Source organism: Micromonospora sp. B006 (genome assembly GCF_003408515.1).
In the GTDB taxonomy this organism is placed as follows: Bacteria; Actinomycetota; Actinomycetes; order Mycobacteriales; family Micromonosporaceae; genus Micromonospora; species Micromonospora echinospora_A.
Genome location: NZ_CP030865.1, coordinates 3,649,801 through 3,674,934 on the forward strand (window position 1 = coordinate 3,649,801; position 25,134 = coordinate 3,674,934).

A 25,134-nucleotide genomic window follows, 5' to 3' on the forward strand; every position below is an offset into this window, starting at 1 on the left:
ACGAGGCTCAGGGAGGGACGGATCATGGCCGAGGAGCGGACGCGGCAGGGCAAACCGGCGGACGGTACGGAGTCGCACGACCCGGACTTCCCGGAGGCGTTCCTGTCGTTCATGCGCCAGGGCTGGCGGGACACCGAACTGCCGGTCGCGCCGCGCCCGGAGGCGCCCAACCACGCCAAGCGGCGGGCCGCGCTGGCCGAGGCCTTCCCGGGCGAAACGCTGGTCATCCCCACGGGCAACGAGAAGGTACGCGCCAACGACACCGACCACCGGTTCCGTCCGGGCAGCGACTTCGCGTACCTGACCGGCGACCTGGAGCCGGACAGCGTCCTCGTGCTGCGCCCGGGCGGCGAGTCCACGCTGTTCATGCGGCCCCGGTCGTCCCGGGCGACCGACGAGTTCTTCCGCAGCCGCCACGGTGAGCTGTGGGTGGGCCGCCGGCCGACGCTGCGCGAGAAGTCGACCGAGCTGGGCCTGCCGACGGCCGACCTGAGCGAGCTGGACGCGGCGCTGGCCGAGCTGGCGCCGGGGCGTACCCGGGTGCTGCGCGGCTTCGACGCCCGGGTGGACGCCGCGGTGCGTCCGTACGACGGCGCGCGCGCCGACGGTCAGCCCGGCCGCGACCGGGAGCTGGCCATCGCGGTCGCCGAGCTGAAGCTGGTCAAGGACGAGTGGGAGATCGCGCAGCTCCAGGAGGCGTGCGACGCCACCGTGCGCGGCTTCGAGGACGTGGCGCGGGCGCTGCCGGCCGACCGTGGCGTCTCCGAGCGGCTGTTGGAGGGCGTCTTCGCGCTGCGTGCCCGCCACGACGGCAACGACGTCGGGTACGGCTCGATCGTCGGGGCCGGCGAGCACGCGACGATCCTGCACTGGGTGCACAACCACGGCGCCACCCGCCCGGGTGACCTGCTGCTGATGGACATGGGCGTGGAGAACCGCAACCTCTACACCGCCGACGTCACCCGGGTGCTGCCGGTCGACGGCCGGTTCACGCCGTTGCAGCGCCAGGTCTACGACGCCGTGTACGCCGCCCAGCAGGCGGGCATCGAGATGTGCCGGCCGGGCGTGGCGTTCCGGGACGTGCACCTGGCCTCGATGCGGGTGCTGGCGGAGGCGCTGAAGGATCTCGGGCTGCTGCCGGTGAGCGTGGACGAGGCGATGGACCCGGCCTCGACGGTCTACCGGCGGTGGACGCTGCACGGCACCAGCCACATGCTCGGCATCGACGTGCACGACTGCGCCAACGCGCGCAAGGAGAACTACCGGGAGGGGCCGCTCGGCGAGGGGTACGTGCTCACCGTCGAGCCGGGGCTCTACTTCCAGCCGGAGGACGAACTGGTCCCCGAGGAGCTGCGGGGCGTCGGCGTCCGGATCGAGGACGACATCCTGGTCACCGCGAACGGCCCGGTGAACCTCTCGGCCGGGCTGCCGCGCCGCTCGGACGAGGTGGAAACCTGGCTTGCCGAGCAGCGTGCGGCGGGTCCCCGCCTGCCCGGCTGATCCTCCGGGCCGCGACGTCCGGCGGGCCCCACCACCGCGCCTTCACGGCAGGTGGTGGGGCCCGCCGCCGTCTGGGCCGTTCCTGTCCCGCTCACGTGGTTGGTCACCGACCGCCGTTAGTGGGAGGAATGCGGGCTTTTTTCGGATACGTCTTCCTCGCGAGGAACCTTCTCATACGGTGTCGATCAGAGGCTACAACCGGTTTGTAGCTGGTCGCCCGGCCTGGGGCGGTGCGACCCGTTTGGGAAGAACCGAAAGGGCTCTCATGTCGAACGACGTAACGACACCCGACGGCGGGACGCCGATGGCGCCTCCCCCGCGGACGAGCAAGCGGCGGGCGCTCTGGGTCGCCACCGGCGTGGCCGGGCTGACCGGCGTCGTCGGGCTGGCGGCGCTGGGTGGTCTCGCCGCCCGCGACGACAAGTCCGGCACCGAGCCGGTGGCGGACAACCACGCCGCCGCTCCCCAGAACGCCGGCAACGACTCCGACAGCGGCTACGACAAGGACGGGCACGGCAAGGACGGCAAGGACCGTGGCGAGGAAGGCCGCGACCGTGGCGAGTGGGGCCCGGACAAGGGCGACTGGGGCAAGGACGGCAAGGACGACCACGGCAAGACCCGCGAGGTCGCCTGCGACGACGACGCCCTGATCGACGCCCTCGAACTGGCCAACCGCGACCACGGCGGCACCCTGAATCTCGCCGAGAACTGCACCTACGAACTCGGCGTCAAGGACCGCAAGTTCGGCTCCGCCCTGCCCGAGATCAAGCAGGACGTCACCATCAAGGGCAACGGCTCCACCATCAAGCGCGACGCCGAAGACACCTTCCGCATCTTCCGCGTCGTCGACGGCGGCGACCTCACCCTCAAGGACCTCACCGTCAAGGGCGGAAACGCCAACGAGTTCAAGTACCCCGGTCCGTCGGTACCGACGGCGGCCGGACCGGACGGCAAGGACGACGACAAGCGGGTCGAGGGTGACGGCGGCGCGCTGCTGGTCGAGCGCGGCGGAAGCGCGCACCTGCACAACGTCAAGCTGACCGACAACAGCGCCGAGGGCGACGGCGGCGCCGTGGCCAACTACGGCCGCACCTGGCTCAAGGACAGCAAGGTCGTCGACAACCACGCCCAGGGCGACGGCGGCGGCATCTTCAACGAGGGCATCCTCAAGGTCGAGGAAACCCACGTCGACGACAACACCGCAGCCGGCAACGGCGGCGGCATCGCCAACGGCAGCGGTGAGCACCACGACGGTCCGGTCGACCTGGCCTCGGCGATGAAGGCCGACAAGGGCGAGCACGGCAAGCACCACGCGGGCACTGTCGAGATCATCGGTGCGCACGAGGGCAAGGACGCCTCGCTGAGCACGCTGAGCCGCAACCGGGCGGGTCACAACGGTGGCGGTCTGTTCAGCAGCGGCGGCTGGGTCACCGTCTCGTTCACCGCCATCGGCGGCAACGTCGCCTGCGACAACGGTGGCGGCGTGTACGCCGAGAGCACGGACCTGCTCATGGAGAAGGTCCACGTGGCGGGCAACCACGCCGACGGCAACGGCGGCGGCGTGGTGACGACCGGCGGGCGGAACTGGGCCGGCAACGGCGCCGAGAAGGACGGCCACGAGGGCAGCGCCACGATCGCCGACAGCGCCATCGCGGACAACACCGCCGGCCGCTTCGGCGGCGGCATCTACAACGGTGAGTGGCTCATCAAGATCGAGGACGGCTTCCTCACCCGCGAGCACGACAAGGACGACAACGCCACCCTCACCATCCGCGACACCGAGATCAAGGCCAACACCGCCCTCAACGGCGGCGGCATCTTCAACAACAAGGCCAAGATCACCCTCACCAAGACCCACGTCACCAAGAACACCGCCACCGACTCCAGCAAGCTCCACCGGGTCGCCGGCGGCGTCCTCAACAACGAAGGACGCGTCAAGCTCGACGACAAGTCCCTCATCAGCAACAACGACCCCACCAACTGCGCCAACACCGTCGAGGACTGCTTCAACTGATCCGTTCCACCACATAACCGGGGAGCCCTCCTCGCGCCGCGGACGGCGCGCGGAGGGCTCCCACCCCGGAGCAACCGTGAGGCGCGCCCCGACTGGCCGCGGTGTCCCCCGCCGGGGCGTCCGGGCCGCACTGCGCCCGCCCATCCCACCCGCACCCTTATGCGGGTTTTTTTCGTGTATGACCACGAGGCGAAGAAGGTTCTCATACGGTCGTTCTCAGCAGCTACAACCGATTTGTAGCGAAGGCCGCCTCGCCAGGGCGAAGCGACCTTGTCAGGTACAAGGAGAGGGCAGAGAGCTCCGATGTCCAACTACCTTCGCAATAACAATGGCGCCACCAGCAAGACCATCTCCCCGCTCCGGCGTCGCCGGATGTGGCTCGCCACCGGCGTCGTGGGCCTGACCGGAGCGGTCAGCCTCGCCGGCGTGGCCTATGCGACCACCGGGGCCACCGGCCCGCACCGGCTCGCCGACGTCAAGTGGTCGACCACGCAGCAGCTCAGCGACGGCGACCACGGCGACAAGGGCGCCGAGGACAAGTACGGCCACGACGGCTACGACAAGGACGGGCACGGCAAGGACGGCAAGGACGGCAAGGACCGTGGCGAGGAAGGCCGCGACCGGGGCGAGTGGGGCCCGGACAAGGGCGACTGGGGCAAGGACGGCAAGGACGACCACGGCAAGACCCGCGAGGTCGCCTGCGACGACGACGCCCTGATCGACGCCCTCGAACTGGCCAACCGCGACCACGGCGGCACCCTGAATCTCGCCGAGAACTGCACCTACGAACTCGGCGTCAAGGACCGCAAGTTCGGCTCCGCCCTGCCCGAGATCAAGCAGGACGTCACCATCAAGGGCAACGGCTCCACCATCAAGCGCGACGCCGAAGACACCTTCCGCATCTTCCGCGTCCGCGACGGCGGCGACCTCACCCTCAAGGACCTCACCGTCAAGGGCGGCAACGCCAACGAGTTCAAGTACTCCGGCGGCGGTGGCCCCGCTCCGGCGCCCGGCACCGGCCAGCCGCCGGCCGCCGCCCCGGCTGTCGCGGCTCCGGCCGCGGCCACCACCGCCACCACGGCGGCGGCGGTCACGCCGGTCGCCGACGGCATGAACGACAGCAAGGACGACGACAAGCGGGTCGAGGGCGACGGCGGCGCGCTGCTGGTCGAGCGCGGCGGAAGCGCCTACCTGCACAACGTCAAGCTGACCGACAACAGCGCCGAGGGCGACGGCGGCGCCGTGGCCAACTACGGCCGCACCTGGCTCAAGGACAGCAAGGTCGTCGACAACCACGCCCAGGGCGACGGCGGCGGCATCTTCAACGAGGGCATCCTCAAGGTCGAGGAAACCCACGTCGACGACAACACCGCAGCCGGCAACGGCGGCGGCATCGCCAACGGCAGCGGCTTCTCCGGCGAGCACGGGCCGGCGGCCGCCGCGGCGCCCAAGGGCTCCGAGGCGCCGAAGGGCTACGACAAGAAGGACAAGCACCACGAGGCCGGGATCGTCGAGATCTTCGGTTCCGACCACGGCAAGGACGGCGTGAAGTCCACCCTGTCGGACAACCGTGCCGGCAAGAACGGCGGCGGTCTGTTCAGCAGCGGCGGCACCGTGACGGTCTCCTTCACCGCGATCACGGGCAACACCGCCTGCGAGAACGGTGGCGGCGTCTACGCCGAGAACACGGACCTCGACCTGGACAAGGTGCACGTGGCCAAGAACCACGCCGACGGCAACGGCGGCGGCGTGGTGGTCACCGGCGGCAAGCACTGGGGCTACCCGAACGACAAGGAGCACGCCAGCGCCACGATCGCCGACAGCAAGATCGTCGACAACACCGCCAACCGCTTCGGCGGCGGCATCTACAACGGTGAGTGGCTCATCAAGATCGAGGACGGCTTCCTCACCCGCGAGCACGACAAGGACGACAACGCCACCCTCACCATCCGCGACACCGAGATCAAGGCCAACACCGCCCTCAACGGCGGCGGCATCTTCAACAACAAGGCCAAGATCACCCTCACCAAGACCCACGTCACCAAGAACACCGCCACCGACTCCAGCAAGCTCCACCGGGTCGCCGGCGGCGTCCTCAACAACGAAGGACGCGTCAAGCTCGACGACAAGTCCCTCATCAGCAACAACGACCCCACCAACTGCGCCAACACCGTCGAGGACTGCTTCAACTGACCTGACGGTCCCGGGGTACGCGACCGGCCCCCTGCCACAAGCGTGGCAGGGGGCCGGTCGGCCGTGTCGGTCAGCTCTGGACGAACACCGCCACGCTGCGCGCGGGCACGGTGAACGTGCCGACCGCCCGGTCGAACGACGCCGTACGCAGCGCCGGGTCCGCCGAGTTCCGCAGCACCGGATGCAGCGCCACGTTCGCCCCGCGCAGCCCGGTGACGGTCTGCTTCGCCGTCGTCGGCGTGGCGTTGAAGACGACAGTCACCGACTTCCACTTCCCGTCCAGCCCTCGCGCGTCGAGGGTCATGGTGAGCACGCCCGGGGTCTCCTTCGCGCCGGACAGCGGGAACGCCACCCGCTTCTGCACCTGCTCGGCGGTGTCGAGCCCGAACACCGGCGAGGACCGGCGCACGCGCAGCAACTCCGCGTACCGGGCGTCGGCCAGCTCGACCGCCGCGCAGTCCGGCACCAGCTTCGGGTCGGCCAGCAGCGGCTTCGCGTACGACCACTTGTCACGGTTGTCCTGCTCCGGCGGCAGGCCGGCGCCGAACCCGTTGCCCTGGGCGCAGTCCCAGCGGATCTGGTTGAACCAGTCCCCCGAGTTGTACGAGTTTCGGTCCAGCGACTTCGAGCGCAGCCGCTCCGAACCGGTGGTGACGAACCCGGCGCCCTGCCCGAGCGCCGTGGTCGCCAGCGCGAGCACCTGCATCCGGGCCCGGTCCTGCGCCGAGGTCCCCTGCGGCAGCTTGTACGCCAGCGCGTCGTACAGGATCTCGTTGTCGTGCGCGTCGACGTAGGTGACCGCCTCGCCCGGCGCTGCCGTGTATCCGGCCGGTGCGCCCTTGTAGTCGACCTGCGCGCCGGTGACCCGTTTCCCGGAGGAGTCGGTGAACCGGTAGTCGCGCAGGTTCCCGGTCAGACCGACCTTGATGAGGTCGTGCTGGTGCAGCAGCCGGGCCCGCTGCTCGGCCGCCGTACCGTTCACCTCGTCGCCGTTCGGGTCGGTGTACAGGCCGGAGGCGAAGCCCTGCGCCCGCGGGTTGGCGTCGAACGGGCCGCCGCCGCGAACCGCGTCGCGGAGCCGGTCGTTGAACGTGCCGATGCCGGTGCCGGCCATGTTGGCCTGGGTGGCCTGCGTGAACCGTGCGTCGTCGGCGACCTCGCCGAAGTTCCAGCCCTCGCCGTACAGCAGGATCTTCCGGCCGTCGACGCCGTCGCGGGCGAGCGTGAGCTTGTCCAGCGCGGCCCGTACGGCCAGGATGTTCGCCTTCGGGTGGTGGCCCATCAGGTCGAACCGGAAGCCGTCGACCTTGTACGCCTTGGCCCAGGTGACGATCGACTCCACCACGAGCTTGCCCATCATGGCGTGCTCCGGGGCGGTGTTGGCGCAGCAGGTCGAGTTGGCGACGGTCCCGTCTTCCAGGAGCCGGTGGTAGTAGCCGGGCACCACCTGGTCGAGCACCGACTTCGGGTCGGCGCCGGCGGCCGAGGTGTGGTTGTAGACCACGTCCATGACCACCCGCAGGCCGGCCTTGTTCACCCCGGCGACCATCTGCCGGAACTCGGTGGTGCGCTTGGCGCCGTTGGGGTCGGTGGCGTACCCGCCCTCCGGCACCGTGTAGTGCAGCGGGTCGTACCCCCAGTTGTAGCCGTCGGTGTCGGCGACCGCCGCGACGCACTTCTGCTGCTGGTCGGAGTCCGGCGGCAGCGCGGCCAGGTCGCAGGCCGGCTCGGCCTGGTCGGCCCGCTTCTCCGGGATGGTGGCGAAGTCGAAGGCCGGCAGCAGGTGCAGGTAGTTGACCCCGGCGTCGCCGAGCGCCCGCAGGTGCTTCATGCCCGCCGTCTGCGGGTCGGTGAACGCCAGGTAGGTGCCCCGCCGCTCGGCCGGGACCGTGCTGTCGGCGACGGAGAAGTCCCGCACCGACAGCTCGGAGATCTGGGCTTTCGACGCCGGCGGGGCGGCCGGTTTGCGCAGGTTCGCCCAGCCGGCCGGCGCGAGCGCCGGGTCGGTCAGGTCGACGATCTGGCTGTGCGTGGAGTTCGGCGCGAGCGCCACCGAGTACGGGTCGGTGACCGACGCGGTGACCACCTTCTGCGTCGCCGGCTGCCACGCCTGTACCTGATAGCGGTAGTAGCGGCCGGTCCATGCCTTCGTGCCGCGTACCGACCAGACGCCGGTGCGGTCGTCGCGTCGCATCGCCACAGTGGTCGGCTTGGCAGTGGGCGAGTCGAACAGCTCCAGCGCCACCTTCCGCGCGGTGGGCGCCCACACGGCCAGCGTGGGTACCCGCCCGGCGAACGTCGGACCGAGCTTCGCGCCGGTCGCGGCCGCGTAGACGTCGTCGAGCACGCCGGGGATCTGCACGCCGGTGGCGGCGAGCAGGGTGCCCTTGGCGTCCCGCTCGGTCACCACGAGCTGCCCGCGCAGCGCCGCCGGCACCTTGGCCAGGTCGTCGCGCGCGAGCGTGAAGGCGCGACGGTCCCAGAGATGGGGGTACGCCTGCCGTTGCGCCTCGGTCAGCCCGTTGGGCTGCGCCCGCAGCGGCAACTCGGTGTACGTGCCGGTCAGCTCGCCGTCGGCGACGCCGATCCCACCGGCCGGGGCGACCGCGAGCGCGTACCGCCTGCCGTCGGTCGGACCGGTGGCCCAGGCGACTGTGGACCTGTCGATCCAGTTCGCCTTCTGCCTGGTGATGTCGATGTCGGTCGCGGCGTCGGACATGGTGGTCGGCAGCAGCCGGCCCTTGACGCCCGCGAGCAGCCACACCTCGCGCCCGGCGGTGGCGAAGTCGAGCCGCTGGTCCACGGGCTGATCCTTCTCGTCGCCGGAGTGCACGATGTAGCTCAGCCCGGTCGCGCCGGCCGTCAGCGGCACCCGGAACACCGCACCGTAGGCGTCGATCTTCTCCGGCTTGAGCGGCGTGGCCCAGTCGGTCGGGCTGGCCGCGCCGTCCCACAGGTGCAGACCCCAGCCGTCGTAGTTGCCGTCGGCCTTGCGCCAGTGGATCAGCGCCGTGTCCTGCGCCACCGGCGGGTCGGGTTCGCCGGTGGCGGCCTGCCGCGTCGGGTAGACCTCCGCATCGCCCTGCTTGACCCAGACCTCCCCGGTCCGGGTCACGTCGACGAAGCGGTCGGCCGCGACGTCCTTGTTGCCGTCGGAGTCGACCACGACGAAGCCGACCGACGTCGCGCCCGGCTTGAGCTTCACCCAGGCGAACCGGCCGTACGAGTCCTCGCCGGCGAACGGCTGCCCGGCCGGCCATTCGGTGACGTACGCCGGGTCGATGTCACCCCAGGCGTAGAGCCGCCAGTCGTCGTACCCGCCGGCCGGTCGCTTGTAGTGCACGATCGCCCAGTCCCGCGACTCGCCCCGGTCCGGGGTGCCGACGGTGCCGGTGGCGCGGGCGGTGGCGGTGCGGCCCTTGCCGTCGCGGACCACTGCCTTGTACTCGACTTTCGTGCCGCCGGGCAGGCCGGTGAGGTCGTGGTGCACGGTGTACGGGGCGCGGTGCGCGCTGCCCAGCAGCGTCCACTTCCCGCCGTCGACCCGGGCGGCGAACGTGACGGTGGCGAGCGGGTCGCCGGTGACCTGGGCGGTGACGATGGCCTTGCCGGGGGCGGGCTCGTCACCCGGCTCGGTGATCGTGATCTTCGGAGCGGCCCCGGCGTGCGGGATCGCCCGGTCGGCCTTGAGCACCACCGCCGACATCGCCGACACGGTGAGGCTCAGCTTGCCGTCGGCGGCGGCCGTCACGTCCGCGGCGCCGCCGTACACGCCGGTGAAGCGGGCGCCGGCCGACCAGGTGTCCACCGGGACAGTCTGCGGGGTGGCGGCGTTGTTCACCGCCGCCACGTACTCGATCCGGTCGGCGGGCAGGACGCGGGAGAACGCGAAGACGCCGGGGGCGTCGGCGGCGTGCCGGGTGACCTGGACGCCGTCGCGCAGCGCCGGGTGCGCGGCCCGCAGGCCGCCCAGCTCGGCGATGGTCCGGTAGAGCGGGTGGCGGGTGTCGTACTGGTCGACCGCGTGGGTCCGGGTGGTGCCGATCAGGTCGTCGTCGAGGTAGTCGGCGGTCCGCGAGGCGAACATGTCCTGCCGGGCGTCCTTGTCCCCACCCGGTCCGGTGAAGCCCTGCTCGTCGCCGGAGTACACGACCGGCTGGCCGCGGGTGAGGAACATGAGCTGGTGGGCGAGCCGGCTGCGCTTCAGCTGGGCGGCGTCGTCCCCGCCGGCGGCGGCGACGAACGAGCCGATCCGGCCCATGTCGTGGTTACCGAGGAACGTGGTGAGCCGGTTGGCGTTCGTGTCCCGCGCGGCGTACAGGTCGTCCTTGGCGTACACGTCGGCGAGCGCCTTGGCCGAGCCGTCGGCGGCGGCGTAGCCCCGGGCCGCCTCCTGGAAGGAGAAGTCGAGCGTGGCGGGGAGACCGCCGCGCCGCACGTAGGTGGACTGGATCTCCTGTTCGGCGCTGTAGACCTCGCCGAACATGAAGAAGTCCTTCTTGCCGGCCTTGGCCGCGGCGGACTCGACACCCCGGGCGAACTGCGGCCAGAATTCGAGATTCGAGTGCTTGACGGTGTCGAGGCGGAACCCGTCCACGCCGACTTTGCCGATCCACTCGGCGTAGATGTCGGTCATTCCCCGTACCACTTCGGGCCGCTCGGTCCACAGGTCGTCGAGGCGGGAGAAGTCGCCGTACTCGCTGTTCTCCCCGGCGAAGGTGGAGTCACCGCGGTTGTGGTACATGGTCGGGTCGTTCAGCCACGCCGGCACCTTTACCTTCGCGTCGGCCGGGGTGGCGAACGTCGGCGTGTACGGGAACGACTTCTCGTTCACGGCGGGGAATTTCCGGGTGCCGTCGGCGTAGTTCCGGTCCTCGAAGGGACGTCCCTGCGCGTCGCGGTAGGGCGCGGTCTTCTTGTCCACGTAGCCGTACTTGTCCTCGGCGTACCGGATGACGTCGGCGGTGTGGTTCACGATGATGTCGAGGTAGACCTTGATACCCCGGCGGTGGGCGAGGTCGACCAGCTTCTTCAGCTCCGCGTTCGTGCCGAAGTGCGGGTCGACCTGGGTGAAGTCGGTGATCCAGTAGCCGTGGTAGCCGGCCGAGACGTCCGCGCCGGTGCCCTGCACGGGCCGGTTCTTGAAGATCGGCGCGAGCCAGATGGCGGTGGTGCCGAGCCCTTGGACGTAGTCCATCCGGTCGATCAGGCCCTTGAGGTCGCCGCCGTGGTAGAAGCCCTTGTCGGTCGGGTCGTGGCCGGTGGTGAGCCGACCGCCGGCCAGGCCGCCGGTGTCGTTGCGCTTGTCGCCGTTGGCGAACCGGTCCGGCAGGACGAAGTAGAACTGCTCGGCCTTGGCGGTGTTGCGGCCGGCCGTGAGCAGCACGTCGGGGGACGGCTCGCGATTCCACTGGGGAGCGTTGCCGGCGGCCAGGACGTCGGGGGTGGCGGCGCGGTCGGAGGCGTCGTCGCCGAGCTGGTGGAGGGCCACCGGAACCCCGACGACGGCGAGTACGAGAGAGGTGACCAGGGCGAGCAGCGCCTTGGGGGATATCGGCGGCGGTTTCATCGACGGCCTTTCTCTGGTCGCTGATTCGCCCGCACGCTAGCCCTTGCCGAAACATTCTGCAATACCTTGCAAACCCTGTCGCAACAAAGCAGTTACCTTGCAAGAGGGTGCACACGTGTCGCCCCGACCCGGGGCACGGGTTCTACCGGGCGGCGCAGGGCGCGCCGTCGACAGTGCAGCTCGCCGGCCGGGTGCCGGCCCGCTCGATGTGGAACCGCACCGGCAGGGACTGCCCGGGGGCCAGGTCGAATCCGCTGCGGTAGGTGAAGACGCCGTCGTCTAAGCGGAACACGCCCTGCTCGGCGCCCTCGACCCAGGCGGTGACCAGCCGGCCACCCGGGAACACCGCGCGCACCGTCCAACCCCGGTGCGTGCGCGCCGTGTTGACGAGCAGCACCTCGCCGATGAAACCGCCGTCGAAGGCGCTCTGCACGCTGTACCTTCCGGTCACCGCGGACGGCGGCGCCACGGACTGCGGAGGCGACGGGGGCAGCACCGGCCGGGCGACGGCCCGGGGGCTGGGTGTCGACGCGGCCGGCGTCGGCGCGGCGGGCAGCACCGTGGACCGGGGCGACAGGCCCGGCATCACCGGAGCGGTGACGGAGACCGACGACGGACCGGTGGCGCCGACCGCCGTGGGTGTCACCGGCATGTGCGGCAGCGGCATCAGCGGATCGGCCGGACCGGCCGCCGGGAACGTGCTCCGGCCCCGCACCGAACCGAGCGCCACCGCCAGCAGGACCACCATCACGACCACGCCGGTGGCGACGAGGATCCACGGGGACGAGGTCATGGCGGCTCCGGGCTGCGGGCCGGAGCGACGCTTGTGGGACATGGTCCTCCTGTCGGGGGTACGGGCCAGAGTAGCCACCCGGACCGGGCTGCGGCGAGCATGCCGGTCGAGCACTGCCGCACGACGTGAACACCTGATACCTTGCACGCCGATCAATGACCACAATGGCTCGTCGAGCCGGTAGGACGGATGGCCAGTGACTGAGTGGCAGGGCAACATCCGGCGGGCGTCCACGGCGGACGCCGCCGTCGTGACCGCGATCCTCGCCGAGGCGTTCATGCGGGATCCGGTGAGCGGCTGGGTCTTCCCCGCCGACGACCACCGCGCGCGGGTCCATCCCGCCTTCTTCGGACCGTTCGTCGCGCTGGCGCTGCGCACCGGCGAGGTCCACGTCGCGGGTGACGGGCTGGGCGCGACGCTCTGGCTGCCCACCGGCGACGGCCACGAGGCCGAGGACGGCGACGAGTTCGCCGAGATGGAGGCCGCGATCGGCGCGGAGGCCATGAAACGGTTCGGCATGCTCGACGAGATGATGAGCGCCCGGCACCCGAGCGAGCCGCACTGGTACCTGCCCTTCATCGCCGTGCACCCGGACCATCACGGCAGGGGCGTCGGGTCGGCGCTGCTGCGTAACAAGCTGGCCGAGCTGGATCAGGCCGGTTCCGCCGCATACCTGGAGGCCAGCTCGCCGCGCAACGCCGCGCTCTACGAGCGGCTCGGGTTCCGCCGCCGCCCGGTCACGCTCGACCTGCCGGACGGGCCCAGCCTCTACCCGATGTGGCGCGACCCGGCCTGACCGGGATCGTCCCGCCCCGGGCCTCACCCGGGGCGGGACGTCAACGCCGTACCGTCGTGGTGCTGACGTCGAGCGCGCCCACGACGGCGGCGAGCAGTCCGTCGAGCTGCCCCGGCAGGAACCGCCGGCAGTCCCGCATCCGGACGCCGACCTGCGGGTCGAAGATGTTCGTGGCCAGTCCGACCGCCTCGGCGAGGCTTGCCAGCAGCAGCGTGCCCGGGTCCAGCTCGGCCGGGGACGAGTGCATCAGCATGGCGGTCAGCCGGACCCGCGGCGAGGCCGCCTGGTTCGGGTCGTTGGCCGGCCAGCGCACCGTCCGGCCGATCAGTTTGCCCTGCTCCCGGCGGAGCACGCCGGCGGTGACCAGCCGGGTGCCCACGCGCTCGTTGATGTTGAGCTGGGTCCGCAGGTAGCGGATCCACAGCCGGGCCGGGTGCGCGCCCTCGCGACGCAGGATCTCGGTGATCAGCAGATCGGTCAGCGGCTCCTGCCACAGTCGCGGATCGACGGCGGCGATTCCGCCGCCGTCGAGGGCGATCCGGCCCTCGAACATCAATTCGGCGAGCGCGGCGCCCGCCAGCCCGCACTCCAGCCGGTCGACGGCGACATGCGGCTTGCCGGTGAACTCGTCGTGTCCGATAAGGAACAGCGCATCCGCAAGCCGATAGGTGGCCTGCGCCCCGGGGTAGGTCATGGTCCATCCTCGAACGGTGGCCGTGAACGTCGACACGGGACGGTACGGCATGACCACGCACAGCTCAATTCCGGTCGATCAGGCGCGCCCTAATCGATATCGAAGCGGGCTTGTGACAATCAGTGATCACCAATACCCTGCTTCAGGTTGTTCCGAAGTAGACAGCTGAACCCCCTCACTCCCCTCCCCTGGAGAAGCCTTGTCCTCCGATCCGTTCTTTTCCGACGGTGGGCTGCGCCGCGGTCGTCTCGGCACCGCTCACCTCGTCTTCTTCACCGTCGCCGCGTCGGCGCCGCTGACCGTTCTCGGCGGTGGTGTCACCACCATGTACGCCGTCAGCGGCAACATCGGCGCCGCGCTCGGGTACGTGCTGCTCGCGGCAGTGCTCGCCGTCTTCGCCACCGGTTACGCCGCGATGAGCCGGTACGTCGCGAACGCGGGCGCGTTCTACGCGTACATCGCCAACGGCCTCGGTCGAGCCGGCGGGGTGGCCGGCTCGGCGGTCGCGCTGGCCGCGTACAACGCCATCCAGATCGGCCTCTACGGCCTGCTCGGCGCGATCCTCGGCGACTTCATGGACGCCAAGACCGGCATCAGCCTCGACTGGTGGGTCTGGGCGCTGCTGGCCTGGGTCTTCATCGGCGCGCTCGGCGTCCTGCGCATCGACCTGAACGCCACCGTGCTGGCGGTGCTGCTCATCCTCGAGTGCATCGCCGTACTGATCTTCGACCTGGTCGCCTTCGCCAACCCGGCCGGCGGCGCGGTCACCACCGCCGGCATCAGCCCCGGCCACCTGTTCGGCGCCGGATTCGGCGCGGTGCTCGCGTTCACCATCGCCTCCTTCACTGGCTTCGAGAGCGGCGCCATCTACAGCGAGGAGGTCAAGGACCCGCGGCGCACCGTGGCCCGGGCCACCTACATCGCGGTGGCGTTCACCGGTCTGTTCTACGCCTTCTCCGCGTGGGCGCTGACCGTGCTGACCGGCCCGGAGAACGCGCCGGCGGCCAGCGCCGAGGCGGGACCCGGCATCATCTTCGGCGCACTCGACCAGTACACCGGCGCGGTCGTCGCGGACATCGCCAACGTCCTGTTCATCACCAGCGTGCTCGCCGCCCTGCTGTCCTTCCACAACGGCGTGGCGCGTTACCTGTTCGCGCTGGGCCGCGAGCGGGTCCTGCCGCGCTTCCTCGGCGCGACCTCCAGCCGCAGCGGCGCCCCGGTCGCGGGCTCGGTGATGCAGAGCGTGGTCGCCGTCGTGGTGTTCCTGGCCTTCGCGATGACCGGCCGCGACCCGGTGATCGACCTGTTCACCTGGCTGTCCGGCGCGGCGGCGGTGGGCGTCGTGCTGCTGATGACGCTCACCTCGGCCTCCGTGGTGGGCTTCTTCCGGGGCCGTCCCGGCCCGGAGAGCGCGTGGCAGCGGGCGATCGCCCCGGGGCTCGGCACGATCCTGCTCACCGCCGTGCTGCTGGTGCTGCTGTTCAACTTCGACGCGCTGCTCGCGCCCGACACCGCGAGCTACCTGAAGTGGCTGCTGCCGGCGATTCCGGTGGTGGCGGGCGTGCTCGGCCTGCTCTGGGGCCTGGTGCTGCGCACCAGCCGGCCCGAGACGTACCGCCGGATCGGCCAGGTCACCGAGGAGGGCCTGCACGAGCCCGGCCTGCACCCGGCCCCCGAGGCCGACCGCTGGGCCGGCGCCCACCACCGCTGACGCCAGCGGGCGCGGCGGCCGGCCCGCGAGGCCGGCCGCCGCGCCACCACGATCAGGCGGTACGGATGACTGTGCAGATCACCGGGCCGTCCTCGGTGGTGCGCAGCAGGTAGCGGTAGCGCTCGCCGGGCACCGCTCCGCCCTGGCTGTCCAGGAACTCCCAGCGCACCGCCACCTCGGTGAGCAGCGCCGAGACCTGTTGCACGTCCTCGATCTGCGCGTTCGCCGCCACCAGTTCCCGCTCCTGGTAGTCGGGGGCGGCGCCGACGAAGCTGAGCGCCACCGCCGCGGGTGAGGTGAACGAGAAACTGTAGGTGTCGGCGACCACCAGCCCGGGCAGGGCGTAGCAGCCGGCGATGGCCGGCACGTCGGCGGTGGTCAGCGCCACGCCGTACCGGTCGAAGAAGTCGGTGAGCGTGTCGAGGTCGGTGGAAGCCGTCACGACGCTCCTCATTACCGGCCCGGCGCGGCGGCAAACCTTCCTCAGCGCGGCGGGATCCGCACCTCGATCTCGGCGCCGAGCTGCGCGCCACCGCTGAGGGCCAGGTCGTCGCCGCTCCAGAACCGCCCCGGGTCGTACCAGTTGGGCCGCCGCCCGGCGGGCAGCAGCCCCATCGCCTCGTAGGTCACCGCGACCACCTCGGCGCAGTACGCCGTCTCCAGCGCCCGCTCCCGGGCCCCGCCGCTGTCGCCGCCGACCGCGCCCGGGCCGTTGGTCTCTCCTCTGTCGCCGGTCATGCCCGGGCTGCCGGTCTCGCTCCGGTCACCGATCCTGCCCAGGATGCCGCCCGGGCTCAGGCGGCGCGGGCGCGGCAGCCGGCCCCGGGCCCACCGCCAGGCGAGTTGCGCGGTGGACGGGAACGGCGTGCCGTCGAGACGCGCCACCGTACGCAGCACCGCCTCCTCCATCGCCGAATCCGCGGGCGGATCGAGCTGACGCAGCCAGCCCCGCTGGCCGTACCGGTTGGCCCAGACGCAGACCGCGTCGCGCAGGTCGTGCAACTGCACGCCACGCTGGTGGGTGCCGGTCCACATGTCCGGCAGCGAACGGCCCAGCTCGGCGTGCCACATCAGCGGCGGCATGTCGTCGAGCACCACGGCCATGCCCACGTGGTTGACCGGGCTGTTCGTGGTGATCTGGATGGCCCGGTCGGGCACGCTGCGCCCACGGAACACCCACAGGTCGCCGGTACGGGTCAGCTCGACGGCCTCGTCCAGGCTGATGCTCATGGAGGACTACCCTATGCGGATGCGGCAACGGATGCGGTGGTGGAAGGTACTCGGACTCGCGGGTCTCGCCGGCGTCGCGGCGACCGGCGTGGTCGTGGCGCGCGCGGAACGGCGGCGCCGGGCGTACACCCCGGAGGAGATCCGGGACCGGCTGCGCGAGCGGCACGCGAAGGCGTCGTCGTCCTCCTGACTGACGGTCACGGGGCGGTGAGGTCGGGCGGGTTCTCCTAGCATCGGCGTGATGGGAACCAGCTTCTGGGAAAGTCCGTTCGTCCTCGATCCCCGGCCCGCCACTGTGGAACGGCACGGCGACGTCGACCTGCACGTACCCACCGGTGACGGCCCGCACCCCGCCGTCGTCATCGTGCACGGCGTACCGGGCCCGCCCGAGGCGCCGGATGCGCGCGACTGGCCGCTCTACCGGGGCTACGGCGCGCTGCTCGCCGAGCGGGACGTGCTGGCCGCGATCCCCCGGCTCACCGTGACGAGCCCGGACGACCTGTACGCCGTCGCCGCGCGGGTGGCCGCCGCCGCCGAACTGCTCCGCACCGATCCTCGCGTCGACGCCGAGCGGCTTGGCCTCTGGTTCTTCTCCGGCGCCGGCCTGCTGCTCGGCGACTGGCTCCGCGACCCGCCCCACTGGCTGCGCGGCCTGGCCGCGACCTATCCGCTGCTGGCCCCGCTGCCCGGGTGGCCCCCGGTCGACCCACGCTTCCGCCCGCTCGACGCCCTGGACCTGCCCGCCGCTACAGGTGACGCCGCTCCGTCGGGCTCGGCCTCCCCCGACGACGCCGGCGTCAACGCCTCGCGCCCGGACGCGGCATCTCCCGACGGCACGGGTGTCGAGGCCACGCACGCGGAGGGCGTGGCACGGCCGACGCTCGTGCTGACCCGGGCGGGGCGGGAACGGCCCGAGGTCGCACCCACCATCGAGGCGTTCACGGTAGTAGCCCGGCGACGCGGCATCCCGCTGCACGTCGTGGACGTGCCGAACGGTCAGCACGGATTCGACGCGCTCGACCACACCGAGGAGTCCCGAGCCGCCGTACGTACCGCCCGCGACACCCTGCTCGACCTGCTGACCGCCCCCTGACCACCGGCCATCAGCGCCCGCAGCTCTTCCCCGCTCCCGCCGCCCGCCCCGTCCCACTCCCCAGGACCAGCGTCCCGCAAAACGGACCACCTCAAGATCTTGGTACGAAACGGCCCCTCTGGGGGCCGTTTCGTACCAAGATCTCCCCCACACCCTCACCCCGCCCCGTTGATCATGAGGTTGACCGGGACAAAACAGGCACAAAGTGCCGCTAACTTCATGATCAACGGGACGGGCGGCCCACCGGAAACCCGCACCCGCGCTTACGCAACCCGTCCCGCTCGTTAGGACCGTTCCCGCTCGTCCGGCCCGTTCCCGCTTCCTCGGCCTACCGCCCACCGCCCACCGCCCACCAACCACCGCCGACCGCCGGACGCCGGACGATCAAGGAGTTTGGGTCACCTGGCGAGCCGAATCCGCACACAAACTCCTTGATCACCTGGGCCCCGGCTGGCCGCGGCAGGAGCGAGGCGAGGCGGGGACGGCGCAGGAACCGGGCCCGGAGCATGACCATGGCGGGGACTACGACCAGGGCCGGGGCAGAAGCGGGGCGTAGAGCACGACCGGGGCCGTGGCCGGGCACAACCAGGGCCGGCACAACCAGGGCCGGCACGACCAGGGCCGGCACGACCAGGGCCGGCACGACCAAGGCCCAGAGCAGGATCGGGGGCCAGAGCAGAACCGGCCCAGAGCAGGACCGGGGGCCAGGGCAGGACCGGGGACGGCGGGGCCTGAACGAGGGCGGGGCCATGGCCCAAGGCGGGCCCGGAGCGCGGGCGCGGGTGGGTCAGCGGTCGGCTGCGGGGACCGGCTCGGGAGTGTCGGACGCGTCCAGCGGATCCAGGCGCTTGGCCCGGCGGCGCAGCCACACGGTGCTGACCACGCCGGCCAGCACGGCGAGCACCAGCCCGGCCCAGGAGATGTCCTTGAGCCAGTGCTCGGCGGCCCGACCGAGGTAGAAGAGCAGGTACGTCGTGCCGAACGCCCAGACCAGCCCGCCTGCGGCGTTGGCGATCAGGAACCGGCGGTACGGCACGCGCAGCGCCCCGGCCAGCGGGCCGGCGAGGATGCGCAGCAGCGCGACGAACCGCCCGAAGAACACCGCCCAGACGCCGTGCCGGGCGAAGCTCAGCTCGGCACGGGCCAGGTGTGCGGGGCCGAGGTGCTTCGGGAAACGGCGGCCGAGCCGCTCCAGCAGGGGACGGCCACCGCGGCGGCCGACGGCGTACCCGACGGAGTCACCGAGAATCGCGCCGGTGGCCGCGGCGGTGGCCACCCACTCGGGCCCGACGGCGCCGGTGGCGGCGAGCAGGGCGGCACTGACCAGCACGATCTCGCCGGGCAGCGGGATGCCCATGCTCTCCACACCGATGACGGCGCCCACGAGCAGGCAGATCAGGCCCGGTGGGAGGGCGGCGAGCCAGTGCTGTACGTCGACCACCCCGCCGACCCTACCCGCGCCCGGTCACCCGGCGGGGGCCAAGAACTCCAGGCGGTTGCCGTGCGGGTCGTGCGTGTGGAACCGCCGCATGCCGGGAATCTCCTCGTCGCCCCAGGTCACGGGGTGGCCGGCGGCATCCAGGCGGGCGGCCAGCTCGTCCAGGTCGGGGCGTACCAGGGCCGGGTGGGCCTTGCGGGCCGGGCGGAAGTCGTCCTCGACGCCCAGGTGCAGTTCGGCGTCGTACCCGGTGAACCAGCAACCGCCGCGGGCGGCGAGGGCCGGGGGTTTGGGCTTCTCGGTGAGGCCGAGCAGGCCGGTGTAGAAGGAGCGGGAGAGATCCTCGGAGCCGCGGGGGCAGGCGAGCAGGACGTGATGGATCATGGTGGCACCTCCTCGTCCCGCAGCGTGGCACGAGGTTGCGTGAATAGCAAGACGGACGTACGGTTTTGTAGAGACCGACGCAGGTAAGTGTTGCCTAAGCACGGCGGCGCCCCGGTCGGTGCGACAAACTGCTCAGGACTACTCACGGTCGCTGGTGTGAAGGAGTACGACGTGGCGAGCCTCGACACCTTCGGTGCGAAGACCCAGCTACGCGTCGGAGACGCGAGCTACGAGATTTTCAGGATCGACAAGGTGGAGGGCCACGAGCGACTGCCCTACAGCTTGAAGATCCTGCTGGAGAACCTGCTGCGGACCGAGGACGGCGCGAACATCACCGCCGACCACATCCAGCAGCTCGGCGCGTGGGACGCCACCGCCGACCCGAGCGTGGAGATCCAGTTCACCCCGGCCCGGGTGCTGATGCAGGACTTCACCGGCGTGCCCTGCGTGGTCGACCTGGCCACCATGCGCGAGGCGGTACGTGACCTCGGCGGCGACGCCACCAAGGTCAACCCGCTCGCCCCGGCCGAGCTGGTCATCGACCACTCGGTCATCGCCGACCTGTTCGGCCGCGAGGACGCCTTCGAGCGCAACGTCGAGCTGGAGTACGAGCGCAACAAGGAGCGCTACCAGTTCCTGCGCTGGGGCCAGACCGCGTTCAACGAGTTCAAGGTCGTCCCGCCGGGCACCGGCATCGTGCACCAGGTCAACATCGAGTACCTGGCCCGTACGATCATGGAGCGCAACGGCCAGGCGTACCCGGACACGGTCGTCGGCACCGACTCGCACACCACCATGGTCAACGGCCTGGGCGTGCTGGGCTGGGGCGTCGGCGGCATCGAGGCCGAGGCCGCGATGCTCGGCCAGCCGGTCAGCATGCTGATCCCCCGCGTCGTCGGCTTCAAGCTCTCCGGCGAGATGCCGGCCGGCACCACCGCCACCGACCTGGTGCTGACCATCACCGAGATGCTGCGCAAGCACGGCGTGGTCGGCAAGTTCGTCGAGTTCTACGGCCCGGGCGTGAGCGCCGTGCCGCTGGCCAACCGCGCCACCATCGGCAACATGTCGCCGGAGTACGGCTCGACCGTGGCGATCTTCCCGATCGACGCCGAGACCGTCCGGTACCTGGAGCTGACCGGCCGCGACGCGTCTCAGGTGGCGCTGGTCGAGGCGTACGCCAAGGAGCAGGGCCTCTGGCACGACCCGGAGCGCGAGCCGGAGTACTCCGAGCGCCTGGAGCTGGACCTCGGCACCATCGAGCCGTCGCTGGCCGGCCCGAAGCGCCCGCAGGACCGGGTGCCGCTGGGCAGCGCCAAGACGCTGTTCCGCGCCGCGCTCAGCGACTACGTGGCCGCCGACGAGACCGGCGGCGACCCGGGCCGCAAGCCGGGCGTGCCGCAGCAGGAGAAGCCGTTCGGCACCGATGGCCCGGCCGACGAGGCGTCCGCCGAGTCCTTCCCGGCCAGCGACTCCCCCGCCAACGGCGTGAACGACCCGGCGGACGCGCCGCGCGACCTGGAGACCGCCGCGGTGGGCGCGGGCGGACGGGCCAGCAATCCGGTACGCGTGACCGGCGCCGACGGCGTCGAGTACGAGCTGGACCACGGCGCCGTGGTGATCGCCGCGATCACCTCCTGCACCAACACCTCGAACCCGCAGGTGATGATCGGCGCCGCGCTGCTGGCCCGCAACGCGGTGGAGAAGGGCCTGGCCCGCAAGCCGTGGGTGAAGACCACCCTGGCGCCGGGCTCGAAGGTCGTCATGGACTACTACGAGCGCGCCGGCCTCACCCCGTACCTGGACAAGCTCGGCTTCAACCTGGTCGGCTACGGCTGCACCACCTGCATCGGCAACTCCGGCCCGCTGCCGGAGGAGGTCTCCGCCGCCGTCAACGACGGTGACCTGGCCGTCGTGTCGGTGCTGTCCGGCAACCGGAACTTCGAGGGCCGGATCAACCCGGACGTCAAGATGAACTACCTGGCGTCCCCGCCGCTGGTGGTCGCGTACGCGCTCGCCGGCACCATGGACATCGACCTGGCCAACGAGCCGATCGGCGAGGACGCCCAGGGCAACCCGGTGTACCTGCGGGAGATCTGGCCGAACAGCGCCGAGATCCAGGACGTCATCGCCTCGGCGATCGGCGCGACCGGCTTCAGCGCCGCGTACGCCGACGTGTTCGCCGGTGACGAGCGCTGGCAGTCGCTGCCCACCCCGACCGGTGACACGTTCTCCTGGGACGGCGAGTCGACGTACGTGCGCAAGCCCCCGTACTTCGAGGGCATGCAGCAGGAGCCGACCCCGGTGCAGGACATCGCCGACGCGCGGGTGCTGGCGAAGCTGGGCGACTCGGTGACCACCGACCACATCTCCCCGGCCGGCTCGATCAAGGCGGACTCCCCCGCCGGCAAGTACCTGGCCGAGCACGGCGTGGCCCGGCACGAGTTCAACTCGTACGGCTCCCGCCGGGGCAACCACGAGGTGATGATCCGGGGCACGTTCGCCAACATCCGGCTGCGCAACCAGCTCGTCCCGGGTGTCGAGGGCGGCTTCACCGTCAACCACCTGACCGGTGAGCAGTCCTCGATCTACGACGCCTCGATGGCGTACCAGGAGGCGGGCGTCCCGCTGGTCATCCTGGCCGGCAAGGAGTACGGCTCCGGGTCGTCGCGTGACTGGGCCGCCAAGGGCACCATGCTGCTGGGCGTGAAGGCGGTCATCGCCGAGTCGTACGAGCGGATCCACCGCTCGAACCTGATCGGCATGGGCGTGCTGCCGCTGCAGTTCCCGGGCGGCGAGACCGCCGAGTCGCTGGGCCTGACCGGCACGGAGACGTTCTCGATCAGTGGCGTCACCGCGCTGAACGACGGCGAGACCCCGCGCACGGTGAAGGTCACCACCGACACCGGCGTGGAGTTCGACGCCGTGGTCCGTATCGACACCCCGGGTGAGGCGGACTACTACCGGCACGGCGGCATCCTGCAGTACGTGCTGCGACGGATGATCGCCAGCTGAGTTCGCATGTAAGGAAGGGCCCCTTCTTAACAGACGTCTGTTAAGAAGGGGCCCTTCCTTACATCTCAGCGCAGGCGGAGCGCGACGGCGCGTGCCTCGGCGTCGGTGAGCGGCAGGAACCACAGGAAGCGCCGCACGATCGCGATCGGGTCCGGGCCGTCGGGTCGCCCGCGCAGGTCGCGGATTGCCTGCCGGGTGAGCCGGGAGAACTCGGGGATCATCGTGGCGCGGCGGGCCGCGTCGGTGGGCGCGGCCCGCAGGGTCGGGCACGGCCAGGGCTCGCCGCAGCGGTCGCAGCGCCAGGCCGGACCGCACGCGCGGTGGCCGGTCAGCGGCAGCACCACCCGGGGGTACGCCGTTGTGGGTGTCGGTTCGGTCATGCCTCCACCGTGCCGAGGGTGCCCGAACAATCACACAGCGTTGTGTAATCTCCTTCGGACGGTCTTTTTGCTCCGGGGAGGAATGGGCATGAACCATGCCTTCGTCACCGCGCTGGCCGGTGCCGGCCACACCGCCGAGAGTCTGGCGGAACGGCTCGGCCTGCATCCGAAGACGGTGGCCCGGTGGGCGAACCCCGGGCACATCCCGCAGAGCCGGCACCGCGCGACTGTGGCGAACCTGCTGGGCCAGCCGATCGAGGCGCTCTGGCCGGACGCGGTCCGCCGCCGCGTGCCGGTCTGGTTCCGCCCGTGGGTGGACATCGAACGCGAGGCGGTCGCGCTACGCACCTTCGAGCTGGCGTGGGTGCCGGGCCTGTTGCAGACCGAGGCGTACGCCCGGGCCACGTTCATCGGCCAGCCGCTGACCTGCGACGAGGTCACCGACCTGGTCACCGCCCGGCTGGACCGGCAGGGCATCCTGAGCAGGCCGCGCGGGCCGCTGTACGTCGTGGTGCTCGACGAGCAGGTGCTGCGCCGCGCCGCCGCCGGCGACCGGGCGCTGATGGCCGCGCAGGTGACTCACCTGCTCGCCTGCGCCGAGCTGCCGAACGTGCAGCTCCACGTGGTGCCGGCGGACACGCCGACCTATCCCGGGCTGGACGGGCCGTTCGTCATCGCGGAGCTGCGCGACGGCAACCGGGTGGCGCACGTGGACAGTCAGGCCCGCGCGCAGATCATCGAGCAGCCCTCGGAGATTGCTACCCTGGAGCGTCGGTGGGAACGCATCCGGGGCGAGGCGCTGCCCCGCGCGCGGACCCTGGAACTGCTGAGGGAAGTGGCGACGGCATGGACCTGAGCGGTGCCCGGTGGCGCAAGAGCACCCGCAGCGGCGGCAACGGCGGCAACTGCGTCGAGGTCGCCGGCAACCTGCCCGGTGTGGTCGGCGTCCGCGACTCGAAGGACCCGGCCGGGCCGGTGCTCACCTTCACCCCGGCCGCGTGGACCCGGTTCCTGACGTCGACCCGCCGCTGAGCCCGGTCGCGCGCTCGAAGCTCGACCCGATCCGCTCCGCCACCTGCCGCGAAGGCGTGTCGCCGGGCTGAAAGGGTAGCCCTTTCCCCTCCCACTCATTGGGAAATTGCTATTCGATGAATTCCATCGCCCTCCGATCGCACATCCGACACTGCAAACAATCGACGCCCATGATTCGTTGACACGCTCAGAATCCCGTCGATACGTTGCCGACATCGCGATGAACAACGGGGCGCTCCAGTTTCGATCCAAGAATCGAACACTGGGAAGGATTTCATGAAAACGACGATCAGACTCCTGGCCCTGCCGGCCCTGATCCTGCCGGCCATCCTCGCCGGCACTCCGGCGCTGGCCACCACCGGCACCACAACGGGCACTGCCGCTCCGGCCGCTGTCACGTCGATCGAGCGCAAGGCGGGGTCGTCCTCGCAGGCCAGGGCCTACTGGACGGCCGAGCGGATGGCAGCCGCCACCCCGGCGGACGAGGTGGAGAAGTCCGCCGGCCCGGTCACCCAGAGCCCCACACCGGAGCGGGTGCGGCGCTTCGCGGAGTCGGTGGCGCCGAAGGACGGCAGCGGCTTCGGCGCCCAGCTCAACGAGTCGATCACGGTGGGGAAGATCTTCTACACCAGCTCGACCGACGGCCTGGGTCACTACTGCTCGGCGAGCGTGGTGAACAGCCCGGCGCGCAACATGGTCTTCACGGCCGCGCACTGCGTGCACGACGGGCCGGGCCGGGACTGGCACACCGCGAACTGGATGTTCGTGCCGTCCTACCGCAACGGCGCGCAGCCGTACGGCACCTGGGACTGGTCCACGCTCGCGGTACCCAGCGGCTGGATCAGCACCCGTGAGCGGCAGTACGACGTGGCGGTGGCGCTCGTCTACGGCAGCCGGTCGGTCGTGGACGCGGTCGGCGCGAACGGGCTGCTCACCGGCGGTGGCCGGGCGTACCACTACGACGTCTTCGGCTACCCGAGCAACAAGGACAGCGGCGAGATCCAGTGGGTCTGCTCGGGCACGTCGAGGGATGCGGGCAGCAACCGGATCGAGATGAACTGCGGCTTCGGGGGCGGTTCGAGCGGCGGCCCGTGGTACTACAGCTACGACAACACCACCAGGCGCGGTGACGTGCACGGGGTGATGAGCTACTCGAGCGGCTCGAACACGAACGGCTCGCCGTACTTCTCCGCCGCGGTGGTGGGGACGCTCTACAACACGTACGCGAACGACACCTGGTGACCGGCGGTCCGCCTGGTGTGCCGCCCGGCGCACCAGGCGGACCGGCACCGGCC

At 71.1% G+C, this 25,134-nt stretch carries 19 protein-coding genes; 11 read left to right on the forward strand and 8 right to left on the reverse strand.

All coding sequences use genetic code 11. The annotated features are described in order from the left end of the window. The first annotated feature begins 24 nt into the window (after window positions 1-24). The 3 genes from MicB006_RS16165 (at window position 25) to MicB006_RS16175 (ending at window position 5,707) form a co-directional block, all read left to right on the forward strand. Window positions 25-1,500, forward strand: a complete 1,476-nt coding sequence (locus MicB006_RS16165) for an aminopeptidase P family protein (protein WP_116507172.1) — start codon at window positions 25-27, stop codon at window positions 1,498-1,500. Window positions 1,501-1,765: 265 nt separating this feature from the next. Continuing rightward, complete coding sequence (locus MicB006_RS16170; RefSeq protein ID WP_116507174.1) at window positions 1,766-3,514, forward strand: hypothetical protein; 1,749 nt, start codon at window positions 1,766-1,768, stop codon at window positions 3,512-3,514. Window positions 3,515-3,817: 303 nt separating this feature from the next. Beyond that, complete coding sequence (locus tag MicB006_RS16175) at window positions 3,818-5,707, forward strand: hypothetical protein (protein ID WP_116507176.1); 1,890 nt, start codon at window positions 3,818-3,820, stop codon at window positions 5,705-5,707. A 70-nt stretch (window positions 5,708-5,777) separates the two neighbouring features. Here MicB006_RS16175 and pulA read toward each other — a convergent pair whose 3' ends face one another. Then, window positions 5,778-11,276: a pullulanase-type alpha-1,6-glucosidase gene (gene pulA, locus MicB006_RS16180; RefSeq protein WP_116507177.1), complete on the reverse strand. Its 5,499-nt coding sequence runs from the start codon at window positions 11,274-11,276 to the stop codon at window positions 5,778-5,780. A gap of 142 nt (window positions 11,277-11,418) precedes the next feature. Then, window positions 11,419-12,111 (reverse strand): cellulose binding domain-containing protein, encoded by a 693-nt coding sequence (locus tag MicB006_RS16185; RefSeq protein WP_116507179.1) that lies wholly within the window; start codon window positions 12,109-12,111, stop codon window positions 11,419-11,421. 154 nt (window positions 12,112-12,265) lie between these two features. On the opposite strand from MicB006_RS16185, the gene MicB006_RS16190 reads away from it, so the two are divergent. Further along, entirely contained in the window at window positions 12,266-12,865 is a 600-nt protein-coding gene (locus MicB006_RS16190) for a GNAT family N-acetyltransferase (RefSeq protein ID WP_073831364.1), read from the forward strand. A gap of 40 nt (window positions 12,866-12,905) precedes the next feature. On the opposite strand, the gene MicB006_RS16195 is transcribed toward MicB006_RS16190, so the two are convergent. Next, window positions 12,906-13,559, reverse strand: a complete 654-nt coding sequence (locus MicB006_RS16195; protein ID WP_073831365.1) for a GPP34 family phosphoprotein — start codon at window positions 13,557-13,559, stop codon at window positions 12,906-12,908. Window positions 13,560-13,758: 199 nt separating this feature from the next. On the opposite strand from MicB006_RS16195, the gene MicB006_RS16200 reads away from it, so the two are divergent. After that, window positions 13,759-15,270 (forward strand): APC family permease, encoded by a 1,512-nt coding sequence (locus tag MicB006_RS16200; protein ID WP_116507181.1) that lies wholly within the window; start codon window positions 13,759-13,761, stop codon window positions 15,268-15,270. A 52-nt stretch (window positions 15,271-15,322) separates the two neighbouring features. Here MicB006_RS16200 and MicB006_RS16205 read toward each other — a convergent pair whose 3' ends face one another. Both MicB006_RS16205 and MicB006_RS16210 read right to left on the reverse strand, forming a co-directional pair. Beyond that, a complete protein-coding gene (locus MicB006_RS16205) occupies window positions 15,323-15,712 on the reverse strand; it encodes a hypothetical protein (RefSeq protein WP_064445336.1) in 390 nt (129 codons plus the stop codon). A gap of 41 nt (window positions 15,713-15,753) precedes the next feature. Next, window positions 15,754-16,500, reverse strand: coding sequence for a hypothetical protein (locus tag MicB006_RS16210; protein WP_116507183.1), 747 nt, complete (start codon window positions 16,498-16,500; stop codon window positions 15,754-15,756). Here MicB006_RS16210 and MicB006_RS31660 point away from each other — a divergent pair. Continuing rightward, entirely contained in the window at window positions 16,499-16,690 is a 192-nt protein-coding gene (locus tag MicB006_RS31660; protein WP_139135452.1) for a hypothetical protein, read from the forward strand. The two genes, MicB006_RS16210 and MicB006_RS31660, sit on opposite strands and share 2 nt — an antisense overlap. A 51-nt stretch (window positions 16,691-16,741) precedes the next feature. Further along, window positions 16,742-17,593, forward strand: coding sequence for a S9 family peptidase (locus MicB006_RS16215; protein WP_225980387.1), 852 nt, complete (start codon window positions 16,742-16,744; stop codon window positions 17,591-17,593). 787 nt (window positions 17,594-18,380) lie between these two features. Here MicB006_RS16215 and MicB006_RS16220 read toward each other — a convergent pair. Together MicB006_RS16220 and MicB006_RS16225 are read right to left on the reverse strand one after the other, a co-directional pair. After that, complete coding sequence (locus MicB006_RS16220) at window positions 18,381-19,034, reverse strand: DedA family protein (protein ID WP_116507187.1); 654 nt, start codon at window positions 19,032-19,034, stop codon at window positions 18,381-18,383. A 24-nt stretch (window positions 19,035-19,058) separates the two neighbouring features. Beyond that, entirely contained in the window at window positions 19,059-19,415 is a 357-nt protein-coding gene (locus MicB006_RS16225) for a VOC family protein (RefSeq protein ID WP_116507189.1), read from the reverse strand. A gap of 156 nt (window positions 19,416-19,571) precedes the next feature. Here MicB006_RS16225 and MicB006_RS16230 point away from each other — a divergent pair, with 156 nt between their 5' ends. Beyond that, window positions 19,572-22,427, forward strand: coding sequence for an aconitate hydratase (locus tag MicB006_RS16230; protein ID WP_116507190.1), 2,856 nt, complete (start codon window positions 19,572-19,574; stop codon window positions 22,425-22,427). 65 nt (window positions 22,428-22,492) lie between these two features. Here MicB006_RS16230 and MicB006_RS16235 read toward each other — a convergent pair whose 3' ends face one another. Beyond that, window positions 22,493-22,807 carry a hypothetical protein gene (locus MicB006_RS16235; RefSeq protein ID WP_116507192.1) on the reverse strand — a complete coding sequence of 105 codons (315 nt, stop codon included), beginning with the start codon at window positions 22,805-22,807 and terminating at the stop codon, window positions 22,493-22,495. Window positions 22,808-22,895: 88 nt separating this feature from the next. On the opposite strand from MicB006_RS16235, the gene MicB006_RS16240 reads away from it, so the two are divergent. From MicB006_RS16240 to MicB006_RS16250, 3 genes are all read left to right on the forward strand, one after another. Beyond that, window positions 22,896-23,663 carry a DUF5753 domain-containing protein gene (locus MicB006_RS16240; RefSeq protein WP_116507194.1) on the forward strand — a complete coding sequence of 256 codons (768 nt, stop codon included), beginning with the start codon at window positions 22,896-22,898 and terminating at the stop codon, window positions 23,661-23,663. Beyond that, window positions 23,654-23,839 carry a DUF397 domain-containing protein gene (locus tag MicB006_RS16245; RefSeq protein ID WP_043329686.1) on the forward strand — a complete coding sequence of 62 codons (186 nt, stop codon included), beginning with the start codon at window positions 23,654-23,656 and terminating at the stop codon, window positions 23,837-23,839. Before MicB006_RS16240 ends, MicB006_RS16245 begins: the two co-directional genes overlap by 10 nt. A gap of 276 nt (window positions 23,840-24,115) precedes the next feature. Further along, window positions 24,116-25,081, forward strand: coding sequence for a serine protease (locus tag MicB006_RS16250; protein WP_116507196.1), 966 nt, complete (start codon window positions 24,116-24,118; stop codon window positions 25,079-25,081). Window positions 25,082-25,134: the final 53 nt, after the last annotated feature.

Bases quoted from the DNA above. Each gene is read 5' to 3' on its own strand.
- MicB006_RS16165 (WP_116507172.1), top strand. From the start codon at position 25: ATGGCCGAGGAGCGGACGCGGCAGGGCAAACCGGCGGACGGTACGGAG.
- MicB006_RS16225 (WP_116507189.1), bottom strand. From the start codon at position 19,415: ATGATCCATCACGTCCTGCTCGCCTGCCCCCGCGGCTCCGAGGATCTC.
- pulA (WP_116507177.1), bottom strand. From the start codon at position 11,276: ATGAAACCGCCGCCGATATCCCCCAAGGCGCTGCTCGCCCTGGTCACC.
- MicB006_RS31660 (WP_139135452.1), top strand. From the start codon at position 16,499: ATGGAGGACTACCCTATGCGGATGCGGCAACGGATGCGGTGGTGGAAG.
- MicB006_RS16250 (WP_116507196.1), top strand. From the start codon at position 24,116: ATGAAAACGACGATCAGACTCCTGGCCCTGCCGGCCCTGATCCTGCCG.
- MicB006_RS16170 (WP_116507174.1), top strand. From the start codon at position 1,766: ATGTCGAACGACGTAACGACACCCGACGGCGGGACGCCGATGGCGCCT.
- MicB006_RS16240 (WP_116507194.1), top strand. From the start codon at position 22,896: ATGAACCATGCCTTCGTCACCGCGCTGGCCGGTGCCGGCCACACCGCC.
- MicB006_RS16185 (WP_116507179.1), bottom strand. From the start codon at position 12,111: ATGTCCCACAAGCGTCGCTCCGGCCCGCAGCCCGGAGCCGCCATGACC.
- MicB006_RS16195 (WP_073831365.1), bottom strand. From the start codon at position 13,559: ATGACCTACCCCGGGGCGCAGGCCACCTATCGGCTTGCGGATGCGCTG.
- MicB006_RS16175 (WP_116507176.1), top strand. From the start codon at position 3,818: ATGTCCAACTACCTTCGCAATAACAATGGCGCCACCAGCAAGACCATC.
- MicB006_RS16245 (WP_043329686.1), top strand. From the start codon at position 23,654: ATGGACCTGAGCGGTGCCCGGTGGCGCAAGAGCACCCGCAGCGGCGGC.
- MicB006_RS16210 (WP_116507183.1), bottom strand. From the start codon at position 16,500: ATGAGCATCAGCCTGGACGAGGCCGTCGAGCTGACCCGTACCGGCGAC.
- MicB006_RS16235 (WP_116507192.1), bottom strand. From the start codon at position 22,807: ATGACCGAACCGACACCCACAACGGCGTACCCCCGGGTGGTGCTGCCG.
- MicB006_RS16215 (WP_225980387.1), top strand. From the start codon at position 16,742: ATGGGAACCAGCTTCTGGGAAAGTCCGTTCGTCCTCGATCCCCGGCCC.